Genomic DNA, 19,096 nt, shown 5'->3' with positions numbered 1-19,096 from the left:
CTGCAATGGCTAATGATGACAAATCTTATCGGCAGCGGTCTCAATCCCCATTGATGACTCAGTAAACTTACCTTTACGCTCCAAAAAAGCAATCAGTTGCTCAGCCGACATCTCTGTTGCCGAACACGTATGATATGTGGCCTGTTCACCAAAATGAGTCGCCATTAATTTAATAAGTTCTGTTTTCGATATAGCGCCGCCTAATGACAGCATGAGTTGCATCACTTGATGACCATGAATTGAGTCTGACATCTTAACCTCAAAAAAGATTTAATTAATACGCATGTTATAACTTATAATTGATAGTAAAACCATGCGCTATAGCGCAAAGTGAACTGTTGTGCTCTCTTAAGAGCTAGTGCTATGCTCCTCAAGAGTCCCTTTCAAGCACTCTGCCAAAGGCTTGGCCCATGCCATAATAGGAACACTTCTTTTTTATGTCGCTCATTTTATGGCTAACTTAACAGATGTGTTTATTTCTGCACCTACAGGCTTACTTAGCAAGTTAACGGGCTTTAATATTAACATCTTCTTAAGAATTATTGCTGTTCATGTCGGTAGGATTAACCATGGCGCTAATCGTGCCGAGCGCACATTCACTATTACTTGGCTTTGCAGCAAGCGATTTTTCAACTTTAATGCCAATGATATGCCACTGTTGCCTGTCCTGTGGATGAGCACAGTGGTATTAAGCTTCCAGCTCAACTCGACGTCCTTAGACGCTGGCCTAGCGATGACGCTATCAACGATTGCCGGTGTGGTGTCAACTCTAGTTATCACCGCACTTATCATGTTGAAAAAAGTAAATTTAAGGATGAAGATGGAACGTCTATGGCTGAAAATACCTAATCATGGACCAGTCACCTTGCAAAACGGTAAAAAGCCAGTCTTGAGACTGGCTTTTTTAGCACTCAACATATAAGTAAGTACTACTCTTTTAGCACCTCGGGAACGATCTGCACACTGCCAAGATCATTAGACATCCAAATTTCGCCTTCGCTAATGTTAAATTGCACTATCATGCTGCGACTTACCAGCTCCCCCATGGCTTTTACCGCTTCTTCGGGGATATTCCACACTTTCAAATTCTGATAACGTGCAAACGCTTGTTGATTTTGTTGCCACCATATCGGTACGCTGCGTCCACCGTAAGCAAATAACTGCACCTGTTTTGAACGGCCACAGGCTTTTCGAACCCATTTTTCATCACTTTGACCAAACTCAACCCAGAGTTCTATTTCGTCGCTTAATGATTTTTGCCATAACTCTGGCTCATCTTCAACACATAAACCTTTGCTAAACTGCAAGCTATCGCTGGCATTAAGGGCAAATGCCAGTAGGCGCAACATCATGCGAGCATCGGTTTCTGATGGATGCTGTGCGAGGGTAAGGTTATGATCATGGTAATATCCACGATCCATATCGGCTATCTGTAGGTGGGCTTTGTAAACCGTTGCTTTAGGGGCCATATTAATCAAAATTGTGAATGATATGGCTAGTTTACCTTAATTACGCCAAGCAACACACAGTCGGTACTGTGGAAATGCGTACAATTGCGCTATAGCGACCCACCGCGCAACCACTTCGCCATGGGAAAATGAGCCACCAGCCTTGAAATCGTCGCCACCTGCGCATACAGCAACACTCGCTCACCTTTTGCATACTGGGCATTGATAACGCTCAGAGAAGGTATACTCGCTCGCGACGCATCACGGCGGACTAATTCAACTAAATCGCTAGGCAGCGCAATATCGCTACAAAGTGTGTCTATTCGCTGTAATAAGGGCATGGCTGCAATCGGTAGCAGCTCAACTTTGGTTTGATCGTCAATCAATAAAATCTCCCCCTCACTCGATAGCTGCCTAAACGCATTTTCATAGCGCCTAGGCGTATCAGCATCAAACTTATCGCCGTTACTAATAAAAAACTGCTCCCAAAATAGCTTACGCAGCCTAAAGTCAGGCAAACGTTGCTGCACCTCGACTCGCCTCTCGGCAATAAAATCAAACAGTTCACTGAGTGAATTAGGCAACCAATTTTCTAAACGTGAACGTAGCTCGCGCGCAAATACTGGGGCAGCACCCGCTGTGCTTATGGCCACCTGAAGGCGGCCTCTGTCAACAATCGATGGCGTAATAAAACTGCACAAATCAGGTGAATCAACCACATTGACCCAGATCCCCTGCGCGGTCGCGTGTCGTGCCATATCACGGTTAAATATATCATCGCCCGTCGCTAGGTATACAAGATCGACATTTACGATGTCATCAATGTTGGCCGCTCGCTGGTGCAGCCTGATCCGACCTTGTCTGGCATAAGAGCGCACCTCATCACAAATGTCGGGGGCAATCACCTCAATTTCGGCCAAGGTTCGACTCAGCAGATCCAATTTGCGACTGGCCACTTCACCGGCACCAATAATTAAAACCCGTAGGGATTGAGTATCAACAAATAGAGGAAAATACTGCATAAGGAGGCGCTCTCTTTAGCTAAAGCCGAGGACAAAATAGTAAGCAAATAATAGCATTAGCACACAAACAAGGCGACTGGCACGGTAGACTCACATCCACTAAAGCTGAGTCTTTTTTATCATATGACATACTTAGAATAATCATATGACATACGTAGAGGTGAGGTTATATGCTGAGACGATGACGTAAGAGACGCTCGATAAACATAACAACTAGCGGGTAAAAATAGATTAAGCTAATTAAACTGACTCATCAAACCTGTAATCGCTTAATCACAGCATTAACTGAGCCGTTCGCTACGTTCGGCACTACAGTGCCAACACAGTTCAAAACTGCCTTCATTCATCTCATGGCACTTAAGGCACTGCCATTGCGGACTATCAGTATTTAAGGTTTCAAGCTGCGCTCTTGCCGCCTCATATTGAGATTCGCTGACCCAAAGTTCAACATCTTGCAGATCGGCAGGCAGCTCTCCTACCCCACCTAGCAGTGCTTCACCACGCAGTTCAACCTCAATACCGCAAGCTTCAAGCATCCCTTTCCAGCTATGGGCTTGTAACAAGTTGCCGCCGGCGACTAATCTAGTACGATCTTCCATGTGTATTCTCCTACTGCAACAATTCAGACTGCGAACGGTTAGGCCTATCAAATAGCCGCCAACATCCTAGCGTCAATAGGGGTTGTTTGTCGAGGATAAATACGATCAAAAAATCAACATTTTAATGTAAAAAAAGCCACAACATGTGGCTTTTTGACTTAAACATCATGATTAATGACATTAAACTGTAGTAAGCAGAACGATAAATGACGTTATCGCCCATGCTTATCTTTGTTTAAGGCATTAACGCATCTTGGTCAGCGCCTTCTTTTTCAATCTCAACAGGCATCATGTGCTCGCGGTTGATCCCCAATTTCACAGCGAGGAAACTCGCTACGTAAATCGATGAGAAAGTACCCACAAAAATCCCCATCAGCAAGGCTGTCGCAAAACCATGGATCATGGTGCCGCCCTTAAGAAATAGCGCCACAACAACCACCAAGGTGGTACCTGTGGTAATAATGGTACGGCTCATGGTTTGAGTGATTGAGGTATTGACAATATCTTCAGGGGTGCCTTTACGCATCTTGAGGAAATTCTCACGAATACGGTCAAATACCACGATAGTGTCGTTAAGTGAATAACCGACAACTGTGAGTAAACCCGCCAGCACGGTTAAGTCGAATTCCAGTTGGAAGAACGAAAATACCCCTAAGGTCACAATCACATCGTGAGCCAGTGCGGCCACCGACCCCATGGCTAAACGCCACTCAAAGCGGAAAGAGACATAGATGAGGATACAGATCAACGCAACAAGTACCGCCAAACCGCCTTGCTCAGCAAGTTCCTTACCCACTTGCGGACCAACAAACTCGACACGCTTTTGCACCACACTAGGATCGATAGCACTCGCGGCTTCCATCACGTGTTCCACTTGCGTATCACTCTTGATATCCGCTCTCACCGGTAAACGCACCAACACATCGCGGCTCGAACCAAAGTTCTGCACCACGGCGCCATCGGTCGCATCTGACGTCAACACACTGCGTAACTGGTTAAGATCAACCGGTTGAGAAAACTCCATCTCAACCACTGTACCACCAGTAAAATCTAACCCCCAGTTAATGCCTTTAAACGTTAACGAGGCCAATGAACCTACCACTAAGATCAGTGACAAGATGCTGATCGGCAACGCATGGCGTAAGAAGTTGATCGTGCCTTTTATTGATAAAATCTGGAACATAGTCAACTTCCCCTTAAATAGACAGTTTCTTCACGCGCTTACCACCCCAAATCGCATTCACAATAGAGCGAGTGCCGACAATTGCGGTAAACATCGACGTGGCAATACCTATCATCAGTGTCACCGCGAAGCCTTTAACGGCACCAGTACCCACGGCAAATAGAATTAACGCTGTCATAAAGGTGGTGATGTTCGCATCGGCAATGGTTGAAAACGCATTACCATAGCCTTCGTGTATCGCTTGTTGCACACTGCGCCCCGCGCGAAGTTCTTCACGAATACGCTCATAAATCAGCACGTTACCATCAACCGCCATCCCCACAGTTAACACCATACCGGCAATACCAGGTAAGGTTAATACCGCGCCTGGGATCATCGACATAACGCCAACCACCATCACGAGGTTAGCGGTTAACGCAAGGTTGGCTATCAAGCCAAAGCCACGGTAATAGACCAGCATGAAGATAAGCACAACCGCCATACCCCATACCATTGCCTGAACACCGTTTTCGATGTTTTCAGCACCAAGGCTTGGACCAATCGTACGCTCTTCAACAATCGATACAGGAGCAATTAACGCACCAGCACGTAGCAGCAAGGCTAGGTTTTGCGCTTCAGCATGATCTAGGCCTGTGATGACGAAGTTACGCCCCAAACGCGCTTGAATGGTCGCCACTGAGATCACTTCCTCAATTTTGTCCATCTTTACGCTGCCGTCAGGGTTTTTCTCGCCGTTATCTTTATACTCAATGAACAAGGTCGCCATCGGCTTGCCGATGTTGTCTTTGGTCACATTTGAGAAGATAGTTCCACCTTTAGCATCGAGGTTAATCGACACTTGTGGACGGCTGTACTCATCAAAACTAGGTTGAGCACCTTGAATATGATCACCGGTTAGCATGACCGCTTTTTGCAGCACCACTTGACCGCCTTGGCGACGATTGTAGACTTGCGAACCTGCAGAGATACGCCCACTGGCAATCGCAGCCGCATCGGCTTTTTCGTCAACCATATGGAACTCAATTGACGCCGTTGCACCTAAAATATCTTTGGCACGTGCGGTATCTTGAACACCAGGCAATTCGACGATGATGCGTTCAGCCCCTTGGCGCTGAACCACAGGTTCTGCCACACCCAACTCGTTAACACGATTACGCAATGTAGTGATGTTTTGCTGCAGTGCTTCTTCCTTAATTTGCTTAAGGTAAGTTTCACTCATGTTCGCTAGTAACAAATAGTTGTCATTCGATGAGATATCGCTGAACACCATGTCGTTACTGCGCGTCTTAAGAAAACGTTCAGCTTTAGCAAGGCTATCGGCATCACGGAATTTAATCTCAATGCCTTTAGCGCTATTACGGATACCGGCATAACGAATTTTTTCGCTGCGAAGATCGGTTCTAAAATCGGCGATTTTAGCCTCGGTCATCTTACGAATCGCTTCGCTCATGTCCACTTCCATTAAGAAGTGCACACCACCACGTAAATCAAGACCTAGCTTCATTGGACTACCGCCCAGTGACTCTAACCACTTTGGCGTTGCCGGGGCTAAGTTGAGCGCGACAACATACTTATCACCGAGTGAGTCCGCAATGGCCTCTTTAGCGAGTAATTGTTGATCCGCATTAGCCACACGCACTAACAGTTGACCATTTTCCAGCTCAGAGCGCTTAACTTCGATGCCTTTTGTCGACAATAACTCATTGACTTGTGTCTGAGTCGATACGCTAACTTCGGCACCACGTGTCGCGACCACTTGCACTGCATGGTCTTCACCAAATAAATTTGGTATTGCGTAGAAAGCACCTATGGCGATGATGAACATCACCATTAGGTTTTTCCACATTGGGTATTTATTTAACACACCATCGCCCTCTTGGCTTAAAGTGACTTATTGTTACAACTTAAAGTGACTTAATTGACCCTTTAGGCAAAACAGCCGCAATGTAATCCTTTTTAATTGTGATTTCGCTGGTTTCATTGATGGTAAGTAACACATAATCATTGTCATCACTGATTTTCGCGATCTTACCTAAGATCCCACCGCTGGTTAACACTTCGTCACCTTTGCTTAATGAGCTCATTAGGTTCTTATGTTCTTTAACGCGCTTTGATTGTGGGCGGAAAATCATAAAGTAAAAAATCAAGCCAAAAATGACCAACATGAAAATCAGTTCCATGGTGCCACCACCTGCTGGTGCGCCTGCTGCGTTTGCATATGCATTTGAAATGAACATAGTTCTCTCTTCTTATTAGCTGTAAGTATTAATCGGATAACTTAGGAACTTCACGACCTTGACTGGTATAGAACTCCTCAACAAAGGCGTCTAATGTACCTGTCTCAATTGCGCCACGCAAACCTTCCATCAACATTTGGTAGTAACGTAAGTTGTGGATGGTATTTAAACGTGCTCCTAAAATTTCATTGCAACGATCTAAATGATACAGGTACGCCCGTGAGTAATTCTTACAGGTATAACAATCACATTTAGTATCAAGTGGTGAAGTGTCATCACGATGACGCGCATTGCGGATCTTGATAACGCCTTCACTGGTAAACAGATGACCATTGCGAGCATTGCGAGTTGGCATAACACAGTCAAACATATCTACGCCTCGACGTACGCCCTCAACTAAATCTTCTGGCTTACCGACCCCCATCAAGTAACGTGGCTTATCGGTTGGAATTTTAGGACACACATGCTCCAAAATACGGTGCATATCTTCCTTTGGCTCGCCAACCGCTAAACCACCGATGGCATAACCATCAAAACCAATGTTAACTAGCCCATCTAGGCTTTCATCACGTAAATCTTCGTATACACCGCCTTGGATAATACCAAAGAGGGAATTGGGGTTTTCCAATCTATCGAACTCATCACGTGAACGCTGAGCCCAACGCAAAGACATCTGCATTGACTTACGCGCTTCATCTTCAGTTGCAGGATATGGCGTACATTCGTCAAAAATCATCACCACATCACTGCCAAGCGAATCTTGAATTTGCATCGACTTTTCAGGGTCGAGGAAAATCTTTTCACCATTGATTGGCGAACGGAAATGCACCCCCTCTTCGGTGATCTTACGAATATCACCCAAACTAAAGACTTGGAACCCGCCAGAATCGGTCAAAATTGGACGTTGCCAGTTCATAAAATCATGTAAGTCACCATGCTTGCGCATGATCTCTTCCCCTGGTCGTAACCAAAGGTGGAAGGTATTTCCCAGCAGAATATCGGCACCAGTGGCACGCACTTCTTCTGGCGTCATCCCTTTCACAGTACCGTAGGTACCAACAGGCATAAACGCAGGTGTTTCGACAGTACCACGCTCGAAGACTAAACGACCGCGACGAGCTCGACCATCGGTTGTATCTAATTCAAATTTCATAATTAACCTCGCCAGAGAAACAGTCTGACACCAATATTGTGCCTATGGTTTTAGACACGAATGAACAATAGAGATAAGGGCAAACAATTGAGTATCAACCCTTAACCTGAAAAAACATAAAAAAATACCCACTCTAAATAGTGGGTAGGTATTTTAAAGCAAAATCACTTATGAGTTCGGTTTTTTAGTCACAAACATGGCATCACCATAGCTAAAAAAGCGGTATTTTTGAGCGATCGCGTGCTGATAGGCGTTTTTGACCTCATCGAAACCGGCAAATGCACTAATCAACATAATCAAAGTCGACTCTGGCAGATGAAAATTGGTGACAATGGCATCAACAATTTGAAACTCATAACCTGGATAAATAAAGATATCGGTATCACTGCTAAAAGGCTGCAGTTCACCTTGGCTGGCTTTCGCTGCACTTTCCAGTGAACGTACTGACGTGGTGCCCACGGCTATCACGCGTTTACCCGCCGCTTTGGTGGCCGTGATTTGATCAACCACTTGCTGCGAAACCTCAGCCCACTCCGAATGCATTTTATGTTCGAGAATATTATCCACCCGCACAGGTTGGAAGGTGCCAGCGCCGACATGTAAAGTCACAAAGGCGATATTGACGCCCTTATCCTTTAAAGCCGCAAGCAAGGCATCATCAAAATGCAATCCCGCGGTAGGCGCCGCCACCGCGCCTGGATTTTGATTGTAAACCGTTTGGTAGCGCTCTTTGTCGGCATCTTCGTCTGGGCGATCGATATAAGGCGGTAGTGGCATGTGCCCTACCTCTTCGAGCACCTCTAAAATGGTCTTGTCACTGTTAAGCCCAAGCTCAAACAGCGTATCATGACGCGCTATCATGGTCATGTCATAGCCGCCATCGAGGCACACTATGCTACCTGGCTTGGGCGATTTTGAACTGCGAACATGGGCTAAAATGCGTTTGTCGTCGAGCATACGCTCAACCAATATCTCTAATTTGCCGCCAGTTTGCTTTTGACCGAATAGGCGTGCGGGGATCACTCGGGTATTGTTAAACACCATTAGATCGCCTGGATTCACCATCTGTAAAATATCGGTAAACTGTTTATCCGCTATCTCGCCGCTGGCACCATCGAGGGCCAATAGACGCGAACTACTGCGATCGGGCATAGGATACCTAGCGATCAGTTCGTCAGGAAGGTCAAAACAAAAATCGGCAACACGCATAGTTAGTCTCTGTTTAACATAAATCGGCCGCTAGTCTATTGGCAGAAACAGAGAAGATCAAGGCTAACCCACTAGTTAGTGCTTTCATCCTCTTTAACGCTAACTTGGCGAGGTTTGACGTCAAAAAAAGCTTTGCGATAACTATGCTGTTCTATCGGAATATCAACCTGCACGCGTTTACGTTGCGATTGTTGTTTTTTACCTAATAGCTTTGAAAACCAGTTAAACATCATCCATGATCCTTAAAACCGATAATAGTTTATATGAAGGGAAACTCACTGGGCGCACATCCTTAAGTTGCCTATGATTGCATCGTACGCTCACTCTGCATAAAATAAAGGTTCCTTAGCACCGGCGGGCATGATAACGTGAAAACCCTGCTTTAACAAAGAAAATACATCATATCTAATGAACTTTTTGGCTCATCTCCATCTCGCAGACAACAGTAAAACCTCTCTAGGCGCTAACTTGGCAGGTGACTTTGCTAAAGGCAAGATCAGCGATCATCCAAAGCCATTACAACAAGGTATTTGGTTGCACAGACAGATTAATTCTCTCACCGACAGTCACGAGCTGACCAAAGAGCTTCGAGCCGCATTTCCGGCGCAACTGCAACGAGCTGCGCCGATATTAATCGATTTAGCCTTCGATCATATGCTGGCTAAATATTGGGATGAGTATCATAACCAATCCTTAAGTCAGTTTGCCGATCACGCTTATACAACACTAGAAGCCACGCCGCACCTGCCACAAAATCTGCTTGATATTATCCCCGCTATGCGCCAGCAAAATTGGCTTGTGGCATACGAAGCTCAAGACGGGTTACATCAAGCGATAAACTCGGTTGCCAAGCGCGTATCAAAACCTGATATTTTTGACGGGGCGGTAGACACAGTGATCAAAATGGATATCGACATCGAAATTGCTTTTCGCACTTTTTATCCGCAGCTGATGGCCTATAGCCGTATCTGGACCAGACAGACCCCGAGCGATTATCTTTAACTCACTTAATGTCATCGTCGATACATCTGATTGCCTGCAGTGTGCGCCAAGCCGCCAACAAATACCAAGGCAACGGCAACCCCCCCCCTTCAATGACATGGTACCAACCAACAGAACAAATAAGATCAACAGCATCATTGCCATAGGCCGCACTAAATTGTCGATGTTGTCCACCCAATGGTTGCCTATAAATGTGAGGATAAACACTGAGGACATCCACTAGACTTTATGTCTGGCAACACAAGGCTGCCTTACCTTTAAGCTATTGATAAATAGTTTTAAGTAACGTTAACTTATCCGCAGCAGACTCACCCACTATCGCCAGTTTTTCGCTAGGGTGTATCTTAACTTTTTGGCCAAAACCTGCGCCATAGGTTTCATCAACTCCAACCCGTAAAGTCCACTGATAATCGGGATAACTAGGACTTTCCCGATGACTCGCACTTTATCTGTGTCAACTTGAGCAATGGTCCTACTGTGATCGCCAGCAAAACCTACCCGCATAAATATATCGGCGGCCTTTTTGCCCAAATTGCGCTCAATATAAAATTGTGGCATCAATCGACCCGATGTAGAACCTTTAGAACCAAAGGTAAATGTGTAACCATTTAAATTAGGAAAAATGATCAGTTGGCATTAATGGCACTGAATGATGGGCAATAAAATAACTTTTAAACGATTGATCTTCAAAGCCTTGGGCAATGACCTTCGAACTAGGCACTAAGCGTCTAGCTTGTACACCCGACAACCCACCAAACCAAGCTAACTGTACTTGATTATTTCTAAAGGCTGTAACCGCAGCCGCATAAGACTTAACCCGGAATATAGTTAACCTTGACCCCAAGCTCAGCTTCTAAATAACGCGCCACCTTGTGAAAACGAGTTTGTCATTGACTCACATCTTCATCAGGAATGGCGGTAAACGTAAAACCCGCCGCCCATGTAGTAGGTAAACATCAACACGCGAACAATATAACAACGGCTTTAGTTCATAGCATACCATAGTCCTTTTATTTAATATGAACGCGATTCTACCCATTACCCCCCAATTTCTAGATAATACAACGCTTAGTCGCCAAGGCGATCGATAATATAAAATTAGTCGCTGCAAGTTAAGTCAGCAACGGTTAAGTTAAACGGTTATAAACTAATGGCTTTAACGGCTTAGCTCAATTGGCACCAGCAAGAGAAGTGGTTACACTAAAATAAACTCCCCCATAAAATTAAGGCATACGCGAATGAGAATTTTGATTGTTGAAGATGACCCTATCTTATCCCATCACCTCAAAGTACAACTGAGTGATTTAGGCAATAAGGTACAAGTTGCGCTCACTGCCAAGGAGGGGTTTTATCAAGCAACTAATTATCCTATCGATGTGGCCATTGTCGATTTAGGCTTACCCGACCAAGATGGCATTAGTCTTATTAACACCTTAAGACAAGCAGGACTTAAAGCGCCTATCCTTATTTTGACCGCACGGGTAAACTGGCAAGATAAAGTCGAGGGCTTAAATGCAGGCGCCGATGACTATCTGGTTAAACCTTTTCAAAAAGAGGAGTTAGTCGCACGTTTAGATGCGCTCGTACGCCGCAGTGCTGGCTTTGTTAAACCCCAAATAACCAGTGGCCCATTGCTACTGGACCTAGCCGCTAAACAAGTCACTCTCAATGGTGAGCCGATGGAGGTGACCGCATTTGAATATCAAATATTAGAATACCTCATGCGTCATTGTCATGAAGTTGTGGCCAAGCAGCGCCTGCTGGATGTCATCTATGGCGATAAAGAGGGGGACCCGAACACCATTGAAGTGATGGTCAGCCGCCTACGAAAAAAACTTGCCAAGAGCGACTTAGACAACCCCATCGCCACCATCCGTGGCCAAGGCTATAAGTTTAATCTCGTATGCAGTTAAAGTTCAAATTCAAACGCCGCCTGCTGACGCGGTTATTTCTGACCTCACTCTCCATTATTGCTTTAGTAGGCTTTGGCTTAGCTTGGCTGGTCAATATTCTCTATGCCCAAAATAATTATAATGAAGAGACTGCGCAGCTGATCGCAGAGATCCCCAAAGTCGCCGCAGAATTAAAAGAAAACAACCTGATCCCAGATGACAGCCAATGGCTGACAGAAAATAACACCCCAAAGCGTTATATCATCGCCAGTTGTAATGAAGCCTTCACACAGATTTGGACCTCATCATTGGCTGCCGATCGTGGCTTATTCGACACCTGTGAGCGTTTTAACCAAATTAGGACAGACGCCCCACCTTACTATTTAACCTTAGCCGATAATAAAAATTACTTTGTCTATCTGTTGTCAGTCGAAATCGCCAAAAATAAATACAACTTATTGGTGATGAAAGATGCACAGAAATTAGAGCAAGAACTAAATAAATTCAGTCATCGTACTTATTGGCGCCTCGCCATGGTATTGGGTTTAGCATTCGTATTGTTGATCAGTGCAGCTTATTGGGGGATGCGACCATTGGTACGTCTGCGCAACGAGTTGCAACAAGTCAGCAGTGGTAAGGCCAAGGCATTATCCAACGATTATCCGGTTGAACTTGAAGGTGTGACACAAGCACTTAATCAACTGTTGCAGCAATCGAGCGCCCAGCAAGAGCGTTACCAAAATGCGATGAATGACTTAGCCCACAGCCTTAAAACTCGCTTAGCCGCTGTACACGCCATTACCGATGATTCAAGCCTGGATAAAAACAGCGCTAGCGAAAAAATCATGCAGCAAGTTAGCCAAATGGATCTACTGGTAAAATATCAATTAAAACGCGCGATGCTCGGACGAAAAGGGCTGAAACAACAGCAAACTTCAGTTGCTCCATTAGTTGAGCAACTCGCGCAAATGCTATTTAAGGTCTACCGCGATAAACAAGTTAACTTTAGCGCTAATATCCCCCAAGAGCAGGTGTTTCCTGGCGATAAAGGCGATTTAATGGAGCTGTGTGGCAACTTAATGGAAAATGCCTTTAAGATGTGTATCAGCCAAGTGGCGGTCAGTGCCTATTACAGCGACAACGGTGAGTTTGTGTTGATCGTTGAAGATGATGGCCCAGGTGTTGTCGACATTATCCGCCAACGTATTGTCGAGAGAGGCGTACGCGCTGATACACAAAAACCGGGTCAAGGGATCGGCCTCGCGGTCTGTCATGAAATCGTCATCAGCTATAACGGCCATATGGCAATTGAAACATCAGACCTTGAAGGTGCCAAATTTATTATCACCATCCCAATTTAACCGCCTCCAGTCTGGTTGCGTAATACAACTCCCCCCTTCAGTCGCAATCTACTATTGTATCTGAAGGGCATGTTGTTACTGCAACAGAGCCCTGTGACCAATCACCACGACCACAGAGTTACAACTTAACTTAATAACACAGCAATTAAGGCCATTTCTCTCTCATCCGTGTGATAACACTCTCTGTTTCTGAATTTTTTGACTATATCTATGCTGACAACTCGCTTAACGAATTGTAAAGCTTGATACTTGATATAAAATACTCAGCCGTATTTAGATAAATTACATATCACATGAGCAAAAGCTGCAAGGTTAATGTTAATCAATTGCAAACAGGCAATTTTGTGAGATTACCTATCTCATGGAAAGAGCACCCTTTCCTGTTTAACTCATTTAAGATAAAACAAAAAACACAAATTGAATTGATTAAAAACTTAGGCATCGAATTTGTATTTGTCGACTTAGAGAAAAGCAGTGTACCGCCATTAAGCAAAGTCGTAATCGAAAAGGTTGACGACGCGGCACCCAATGCAAATCTTGATGTGCTAAGCGCACAGATGAGCGAAAATAAGTTAAATCGAATTGAATACCTGCAAAGGCTCAGACGCGATCTACAAAAAACCGAACAACAGTTCGGCCGCTCAGTCGCCATGATGCGTAGTCTCATTAGCAAATTGCAACTTCGCCCGCTCAACGCCATTAATGATGCACAAGAGCTGGTGAGTGATATGGCAGAACAACTTCTCAACTCAGACAACTTAGTCTTACACCTCATGGCCGATGCTAAAGATGATGACGGCATCTATCATCACTCACTCAATGTGGCCTTACTCTCTATGATGGTTGCGAAGGAGTTAGAGTGGTCTCGAAACGATATAGAAGCAGTAGGCCTAGGTGCATTGTTTCATGACACCGGTAAGCTAAAAGTACCAACCCAATTGATGCGCAAGAAAACCCCGCTGACTCAACCTGAAATGAATTTCATTAAACAGCACCCGACAATGGGTGTAGGGCTATTAAGATTAGCGGATAATTTTCCGAGTAGTGCATTGGATATCGTACGCGATCACCATGAATTACTGGATGGCTCGGGCTATCCACGCGGACTAACAGAGGAAGGAATAGGCCTGCCGACACAGTTGGTCGCAGCGGTTAATCTCTATGATCAACTCTGTCACCCAGATGGACAAATAAAGGCTCGCACCCCTTATGCAGCCTTAGCGCATATATATAAAAACTACAAACAAAAGCTTAATCAAGCTGCCATTGGTAAGTTGATCAAAATGCTCGGTATCTACCCTCCCGGCAGCATAGTTGAACTGTCTAGCGGACAATTTGCCATGGTCATGGCAGTCAATTTAGAGAAAATCTTATTTCCAAGAATTTTAGTTTATGACGCCCAAGTTCCTAAAGATCAAGCTCCTATCGTCGATTTAGAAACCGAGGGTTTAACCATTGTACGTTGTATAGCACCATCGGCATTGCCAGAAAAAATCCATAATTATCTAAGTCCACGAGAAAGGGTAAGCTATTACTTTGGCAACTCAGCTAAACCATAAACTCACAACTTCCCCGTCCTTGGGATACACCTAAGTCTCGGAGACCACCTTACCTTTATTGACTATCTACTACTAGAATAAAAGCATGATTAGTCCAGTGCTGAGCACTAAATACAAGGTAAAGGTTACGCTAATATGGTTGAACTTCCAGATTTTGATAGTTTGCGCTGGCTGGCACAACATGCGCCAGAGCAATTGACTGCGCTGCAACATAATCTAAATCAAGCGCTTATTGCTGAAGCTGCGCCCAATACACGTGCGCAGCTTAGATCGATGCAACATCATCTCACCTTACAAATGTCGCGTTGCACTAGCCCTTATGCAAGATGTTTTTTGACATTAAGGTTAATGAATGACAAGTTCATCTCGCTTAATGAACTGATATCGGATCCACAAACCTATCGCGATAATAAAGCCCAAGTGTTGCAATTTAAGCAAATTAAAATGAGTAAAATCAACTCTTAGCCACTAGGGTTAGCCATTAATATATGGCCAAGGTCATCGTTAACACCATAATCAAGAACACTCAAACAGCGAACAATCCGTTCAACTGATAAAAACAACTTAATTGAGCAAATATGCTTAATTTAGTCATCCCCAAATGAAAAAAAGCTTAAGGTTTAACTACCTCACCAGCGGATATAACCGCCACTGGCTATAGCCAGCCCTTACGCTTAAAGAAGAAGTAAGTTGATGCGGCACTTCCAAACATCATCAAAATCGCCATAGGATAACCCCACTGCCAACTCAATTCAGGCATATTGGTAAAGTTCATACCATAAGCACTCGCTATCACGGTCGGCGGCAGAAAAATCACCGCAGCAACTGAGAAAATCTTAATAATCTTATTTTGCTGTAAACCACTAAAGCCCATGGCTGCATCAAGTAAAAAGTTTAACTTATCGAAAATAAATTGACTGTGTGGCATCAGAGACTCGATGTCAGACAACATTTCGCGCAGATCTTTTAAATCATCATCTGTGAGTTTGCCACGATAATAACGTTGCATGTATCTCAATGAGCGCTGAGTATCGAGCAAACTGAGGCGGATTTTACCGTTAGAGTCTTCCTGCAAGGTGATTAATTTAAACACATCGTCGAGTTCGTCACTTTCAAACACTCTATCGCCAACATTTTCGAGAACAGAGTACACATCTTCAATTAAATCAGATAAGTAGTCGACTTTTAAATTGAATAGTTCTAAAAATAACGCTTGTGGGGTTTTAACATCTAACCGGCCCAAACGCAGGTAATTTCGCAGTAAACGAATAAGGCCGACATCGTCTTCACGTAACGTCACCAAAAAATGACTACGAAGGTTAAATGAAATGTTGACACCTTTTACATCTTGTCCAACACGCTGGGGAAATAAAGAGTTGATATGTAATCCATCTTTGTTTTGATAAAAACGCGCAGAAGCCTCAATCTCGTTAATGTCTTCCTCTTCAGGCAATTCTTCAGATGAATAGCCTCTTAGCCACTCACGTTCGTCATCTTCAGGTTTGAAAAGATCTAGCCATAATGTCCCCTCAGGTACGCTATCTTGTACATTCAATTCAACAATAGATAACTTATTCTCTTCATAGACATAAGCTGTGATCATATGACCTCCTGAAAAAGACACTCTGATGAAAGGTAAGCCACCAAAGCGCAGGGTAAAATAGAGCTTTATTGTACCGAATTAAGTTCAATTGGCTAGTATTTAGGGTAAAGCTAGCGACATCTGCGATAGCTTAAATATAAATAATTGCCCAGAAGAGTTATTTCATATCAACTTAATAACAAATAGAGTGTCTTATTTAGCGTCAGTTGGCGCAATAATGATCCGCTCTTGAATCGACAAACGGATCTTAATACCCTCGACCGTTGTGAACTCATTTTCACTAATATCCCTCTTATGGACTTGATAGATATTAACTTTATTATCTAGTGGCGAAACAATGCTAACACTAACAATCTGCTCTCCATCTTGCCATGTCCAGTACCAATACACGGCACTACCGAACAATGCCAGCACCACAAAACCCATGGCAACATAGCGAAATAACAGTCGCTGGCCAAACTGAGTAGCGGTTTCCGTCTGATCTGAACGCGCCGGTTTGCGAACATAAAATAATGCACCAGCAATAATTAACAAGGTCACCAATATTTTAGTCAGCACAACACTCTCCATCATTAAACCAAGATAAATTATACCCCTAGCGCTGCTAAATTACTGTTATTAATCCCTCACACCAAACAAATTGTTGTCTATGAGTTTAACCGTCATTTTCAAAACCTGACTTAAGTGCTATATAATTGTGGGCTGATCATTATCTGAGTTTTATATGAAAATACCGTATCCTTTACTTTCTAAATTTGGGCTTATCAGCGCGATGTTCATGGCGCCGACAACGCTTGCAGCAATCAGCGTCAGCTTACCCGTGAATACCGAACCCTTGTTATTCAATACCCAAGAAACTGACGCAACCCGTTTAACGGCAGAAGATGGTCAACAGCAAATAGTGTTCAAATACCTAGCCAACTTCCGCCATCAAGGACAACGCCAACGCTTTATATCGGAAGCTGTCATTGTGACCTTTACGGGGCAAAATGCACAATACAGCATAACTTTACCCAAAATTAATTCTGCTAGTGATGCAGATAGATTTAATCAACGTCCAAGTGTCAGCATCATCGACGACAATGGCCAGCAAGTCGACTACCGTATCGATACCCTAACTAAAGATGGCATCCAAATAGGTCGTAATTACCGGGAAGAAATTAATCAATATAACCTCAGCGCCGCACCTGCAGCCATCAAGAGGCAACCACCAGCTATGGCAACGTATTTAGCCTCGAGCACGACCTCACAGGTTGCTGCAACTGGTAGCCCAGATAATGCAACTCAGATTAATGTTGGTCAAATGCTTGATTTTTGGTATCAACAAGCCGATGAAAAAACACGTCAAGCATTTAAAGCTAAAATCAATGCAGCCGATTCAGAAAAATCCAAATAAAAACTTTCGCTATATGACATCTCAACACAGATAGTAAGCTAAACCTAGTTACCACATGGATGTGGTGAATATTAAAAGTCAAAAAGAGCATCCTACCTAATTAACATCAAGCTCTGCTTGATGTGTGCAAACGCCTCTCCTACTCCCCATGTTCGAGTGGTTATCTCCAGGCTAAAACGAAAAAAGCCCGTTGCATTAGCAACGGGCTTTATCGTATTAGGCGTCTGGAAATGACCTACTCTCACATGGGGAGACCCCACACTACCATCGGCGCGATTGCGTTTCACTTCTGAGTTCGGGATGGGATCAGGTGGTACCACAATGCTATGGTTTCCAGACAAATTCTTACTGGTTAATTGTCCGTCTGACGGCATTGTTTCCTCGCTACAGTGCTCATGTACTAAAGTACACTCCGCGCTTCGCTCGTTACGGCTTTGTCAGCCAAACAATTACCTGCGTAATTAACCAAAATTATAAATTTAGAAAGCCGTTCTCTTTATACAAGAGTTAAATTTGAGTCACACTAAATCAAGTGGCGGTATTCTTTCGCTAAAGTTAACCATTATCGCGACCTCCATGGATGGAGGAAGTACTTTCAACGTCTGGAACGTTTCAAGTAAAACCCTTTTGGGTTGTATGGTTAAGCCTCACGGGTCATTAGTACAAGTTAGCTCAACGCCTCACAACGCTTACACACCTTGCCTATCAACGTAGTAGTCTCCTACGGCCCTTTAGAGGACTTAAAGTCCTAGGGATGACTCATCTTAGGGCTCGCTTCCCGCTTAGATGCTTTCAGCGGTTATCGATTCCGAACGTAGCTACCGGGCAATGCCATTGGCATGACAACCCGAACACCAGCGGTTCGTCCACTCCGGTCCTCTCGTACTAGGAGCAGCTCCCTTCAATCATCCAACGCCCACGGCAGATAGGGACCGAACTGTCTCACGACGTTCTGAACCCAGCTCGCGTACCACTTTAAATGGCGAACAGCCATACCCTTGGGACCGACTTCAGCCCCAGGATGTGATGAGCCGACATCGAGGTGCCAAACACCGCCGTCGATATGAACTCTTGGGCGGTATCAGCCTGTTATCCCCGGAGTACCTTTTATCCGTTGAGCGATGGCCCTTCCATTCAGAACCACCGGATCACTATGACCTGCTTTCGCACCTGCTCGACGTGTATGTCTCGCAGTTAAGCTGGCTTATGCCATTGCACTAACCGTACGATGTCCGACCGTACTTAGCCAACCTTCGTGCTCCTCCGTTACTCTTTGGGAGGAGACCGCCCCAGTCAAACTACCCACCAGGCACTGTCCTCAACCCCGATTCAGGGGCCAGAGTTAGAACATCAACACTACAAGGGTGGTATTTCAAGGTTGACTCCACAAGAACTGGCGTTCCTGCTTCAAAGTCTCCCACCTATCCTACAC

18 protein-coding genes, 2 rRNA genes and 2 pseudogenes are annotated in these 19,096 nt (G+C 44.5%); 7 read left to right on the top strand and 15 right to left on the bottom strand.

The window, feature by feature from the left end; all coding sequences use genetic code 11:
* Positions 1-9: 9 nt before the first annotated feature.
* A complete protein-coding gene (locus tag DN599_RS17365) occupies positions 10-252 on the bottom strand; it encodes a YecH family metal-binding protein (protein WP_110458864.1) in 243 nt (80 codons plus the stop codon).
* A 418-nt stretch (positions 253-670) separates the two neighbouring features.
* Between DN599_RS17365 and DN599_RS19115 the strand changes: the two are divergent.
* Positions 671-922 (top strand): annotated as a pseudogene (locus tag DN599_RS19115) (hypothetical protein); the annotation flags it as partial.
* A 7-nt stretch (positions 923-929) separates the two neighbouring features.
* Here DN599_RS19115 and DN599_RS17355 read toward each other — a convergent pair.
* From DN599_RS17355 to DN599_RS18670, 9 genes are all read right to left on the bottom strand, one after another.
* Positions 930-1,469 carry a YaeQ family protein gene (locus tag DN599_RS17355; protein ID WP_110458862.1) on the bottom strand — a complete coding sequence of 180 codons (540 nt, stop codon included), beginning with the start codon at positions 1,467-1,469 and terminating at the stop codon, positions 930-932.
* An 89-nt stretch (positions 1,470-1,558) separates the two neighbouring features.
* Positions 1,559-2,470, bottom strand: a complete 912-nt coding sequence (locus DN599_RS17350) for a precorrin-2 dehydrogenase/sirohydrochlorin ferrochelatase family protein (RefSeq protein ID WP_110458861.1) — start codon at positions 2,468-2,470, stop codon at positions 1,559-1,561.
* A gap of 281 nt (positions 2,471-2,751) precedes the next feature.
* Positions 2,752-3,069, bottom strand: a complete 318-nt coding sequence (locus tag DN599_RS17345; protein WP_110458860.1) for a putative signal transducing protein — start codon at positions 3,067-3,069, stop codon at positions 2,752-2,754.
* A gap of 235 nt (positions 3,070-3,304) precedes the next feature.
* Positions 3,305-4,252: a protein translocase subunit SecF gene (secF, locus tag DN599_RS17340; RefSeq protein ID WP_110458859.1), complete on the bottom strand. Its 948-nt coding sequence runs from the start codon at positions 4,250-4,252 to the stop codon at positions 3,305-3,307.
* A 13-nt stretch (positions 4,253-4,265) separates the two neighbouring features.
* Positions 4,266-6,116: a protein translocase subunit SecD gene (secD, locus tag DN599_RS17335; RefSeq protein ID WP_110458858.1), complete on the bottom strand. Its 1,851-nt coding sequence runs from the start codon at positions 6,114-6,116 to the stop codon at positions 4,266-4,268.
* Positions 6,117-6,156: 40 nt separating this feature from the next.
* Positions 6,157-6,489, bottom strand: a complete 333-nt coding sequence (gene yajC, locus DN599_RS17330; RefSeq protein WP_110458857.1) for a preprotein translocase subunit YajC — start codon at positions 6,487-6,489, stop codon at positions 6,157-6,159.
* Positions 6,490-6,517: 28 nt separating this feature from the next.
* Positions 6,518-7,642: a tRNA guanosine(34) transglycosylase Tgt gene (tgt, locus tag DN599_RS17325; protein ID WP_110458856.1), complete on the bottom strand. Its 1,125-nt coding sequence runs from the start codon at positions 7,640-7,642 to the stop codon at positions 6,518-6,520.
* Positions 7,643-7,810: 168 nt separating this feature from the next.
* Positions 7,811-8,851: a tRNA preQ1(34) S-adenosylmethionine ribosyltransferase-isomerase QueA gene (gene queA, locus DN599_RS17320; protein WP_110458855.1), complete on the bottom strand. Its 1,041-nt coding sequence runs from the start codon at positions 8,849-8,851 to the stop codon at positions 7,811-7,813.
* A 71-nt stretch (positions 8,852-8,922) separates the two neighbouring features.
* On the bottom strand, positions 8,923-9,084 hold the full coding sequence (locus DN599_RS18670; RefSeq protein ID WP_162599240.1) for a hypothetical protein: 162 nt from the start codon (positions 9,082-9,084) through the stop codon (positions 8,923-8,925).
* Positions 9,085-9,259: 175 nt separating this feature from the next.
* Between DN599_RS18670 and DN599_RS17315 the strand changes: the two genes are divergently transcribed.
* Positions 9,260-9,853, top strand: coding sequence for an acyl carrier protein phosphodiesterase (locus tag DN599_RS17315; protein ID WP_110458854.1), 594 nt, complete (start codon positions 9,260-9,262; stop codon positions 9,851-9,853).
* A 346-nt stretch (positions 9,854-10,199) separates the two neighbouring features.
* Here DN599_RS17315 and DN599_RS17310 read toward each other — a convergent pair.
* A pseudogene (locus DN599_RS17310) lies at positions 10,200-10,800 on the bottom strand (PhnD/SsuA/transferrin family substrate-binding protein); the annotation flags it as partial.
* A 291-nt stretch (positions 10,801-11,091) separates the two neighbouring features.
* On the opposite strand from DN599_RS17310, the gene DN599_RS17305 reads away from it, so the two are divergent.
* The 4 genes from DN599_RS17305 to DN599_RS17290 all read left to right on the top strand — a co-directional run bounded on the left by DN599_RS17305 (position 11,092) and on the right by DN599_RS17290 (position 15,130).
* Positions 11,092-11,766: a response regulator gene (locus DN599_RS17305; protein ID WP_110458853.1), complete on the top strand. Its 675-nt coding sequence runs from the start codon at positions 11,092-11,094 to the stop codon at positions 11,764-11,766.
* Positions 11,757-13,106 carry an ATP-binding protein gene (locus DN599_RS17300; RefSeq protein WP_110458852.1) on the top strand — a complete coding sequence of 450 codons (1,350 nt, stop codon included), beginning with the start codon at positions 11,757-11,759 and terminating at the stop codon, positions 13,104-13,106. Before DN599_RS17305 ends, DN599_RS17300 begins: the two co-directional genes overlap by 10 nt.
* A 293-nt stretch (positions 13,107-13,399) precedes the next feature.
* Positions 13,400-14,665, top strand: coding sequence for an HD-GYP domain-containing protein (locus DN599_RS17295; protein ID WP_110458851.1), 1,266 nt, complete (start codon positions 13,400-13,402; stop codon positions 14,663-14,665).
* A gap of 135 nt (positions 14,666-14,800) precedes the next feature.
* The gene (locus DN599_RS17290; RefSeq protein ID WP_110458850.1) at positions 14,801-15,130 is read left to right on the top strand and encodes a DUF3135 domain-containing protein; all 330 of its coding nucleotides are present in this window, start codon (positions 14,801-14,803) and stop codon (positions 15,128-15,130) included.
* A 190-nt stretch (positions 15,131-15,320) separates the two neighbouring features.
* Here DN599_RS17290 and corA read toward each other — a convergent pair whose 3' ends face one another.
* Both corA and DN599_RS17280 read right to left on the bottom strand, forming a co-directional pair.
* Complete coding sequence (gene corA, locus DN599_RS17285) at positions 15,321-16,268, bottom strand: magnesium/cobalt transporter CorA (RefSeq protein WP_110458849.1); 948 nt, start codon at positions 16,266-16,268, stop codon at positions 15,321-15,323.
* 192 nt (positions 16,269-16,460) lie between these two features.
* Positions 16,461-16,826, bottom strand: a complete 366-nt coding sequence (locus tag DN599_RS17280) for a hypothetical protein (RefSeq protein WP_110458979.1) — start codon at positions 16,824-16,826, stop codon at positions 16,461-16,463.
* A 166-nt stretch (positions 16,827-16,992) separates the two neighbouring features.
* On the opposite strand from DN599_RS17280, the gene DN599_RS17275 reads away from it, so the two are divergent.
* A complete protein-coding gene (locus DN599_RS17275; protein WP_110458848.1) occupies positions 16,993-17,664 on the top strand; it encodes a YccT family protein in 672 nt (223 codons plus the stop codon).
* A 222-nt stretch (positions 17,665-17,886) separates the two neighbouring features.
* On the opposite strand, the gene rrf is transcribed toward DN599_RS17275, so the two are convergent.
* Together rrf and DN599_RS17265 are read right to left on the bottom strand one after the other, a co-directional pair.
* Positions 17,887-18,002, bottom strand: a 5S ribosomal RNA gene (gene rrf, locus DN599_RS17270).
* Between the two features lie 298 nt (positions 18,003-18,300).
* Positions 18,301-19,096: ribosomal RNA gene (locus DN599_RS17265) — 23S ribosomal RNA — on the bottom strand; the annotation flags it as partial.

This window comes from Shewanella algidipiscicola, assembly GCF_900380485.1.
GTDB classification, from domain to species: domain Bacteria; phylum Pseudomonadota; class Gammaproteobacteria; order Enterobacterales; family Shewanellaceae; genus Shewanella; species Shewanella algidipiscicola.
The sequence above is the reverse complement of the archived record's forward strand: the minus strand, read 5'-3'. Positions and strand labels throughout refer to the sequence as shown.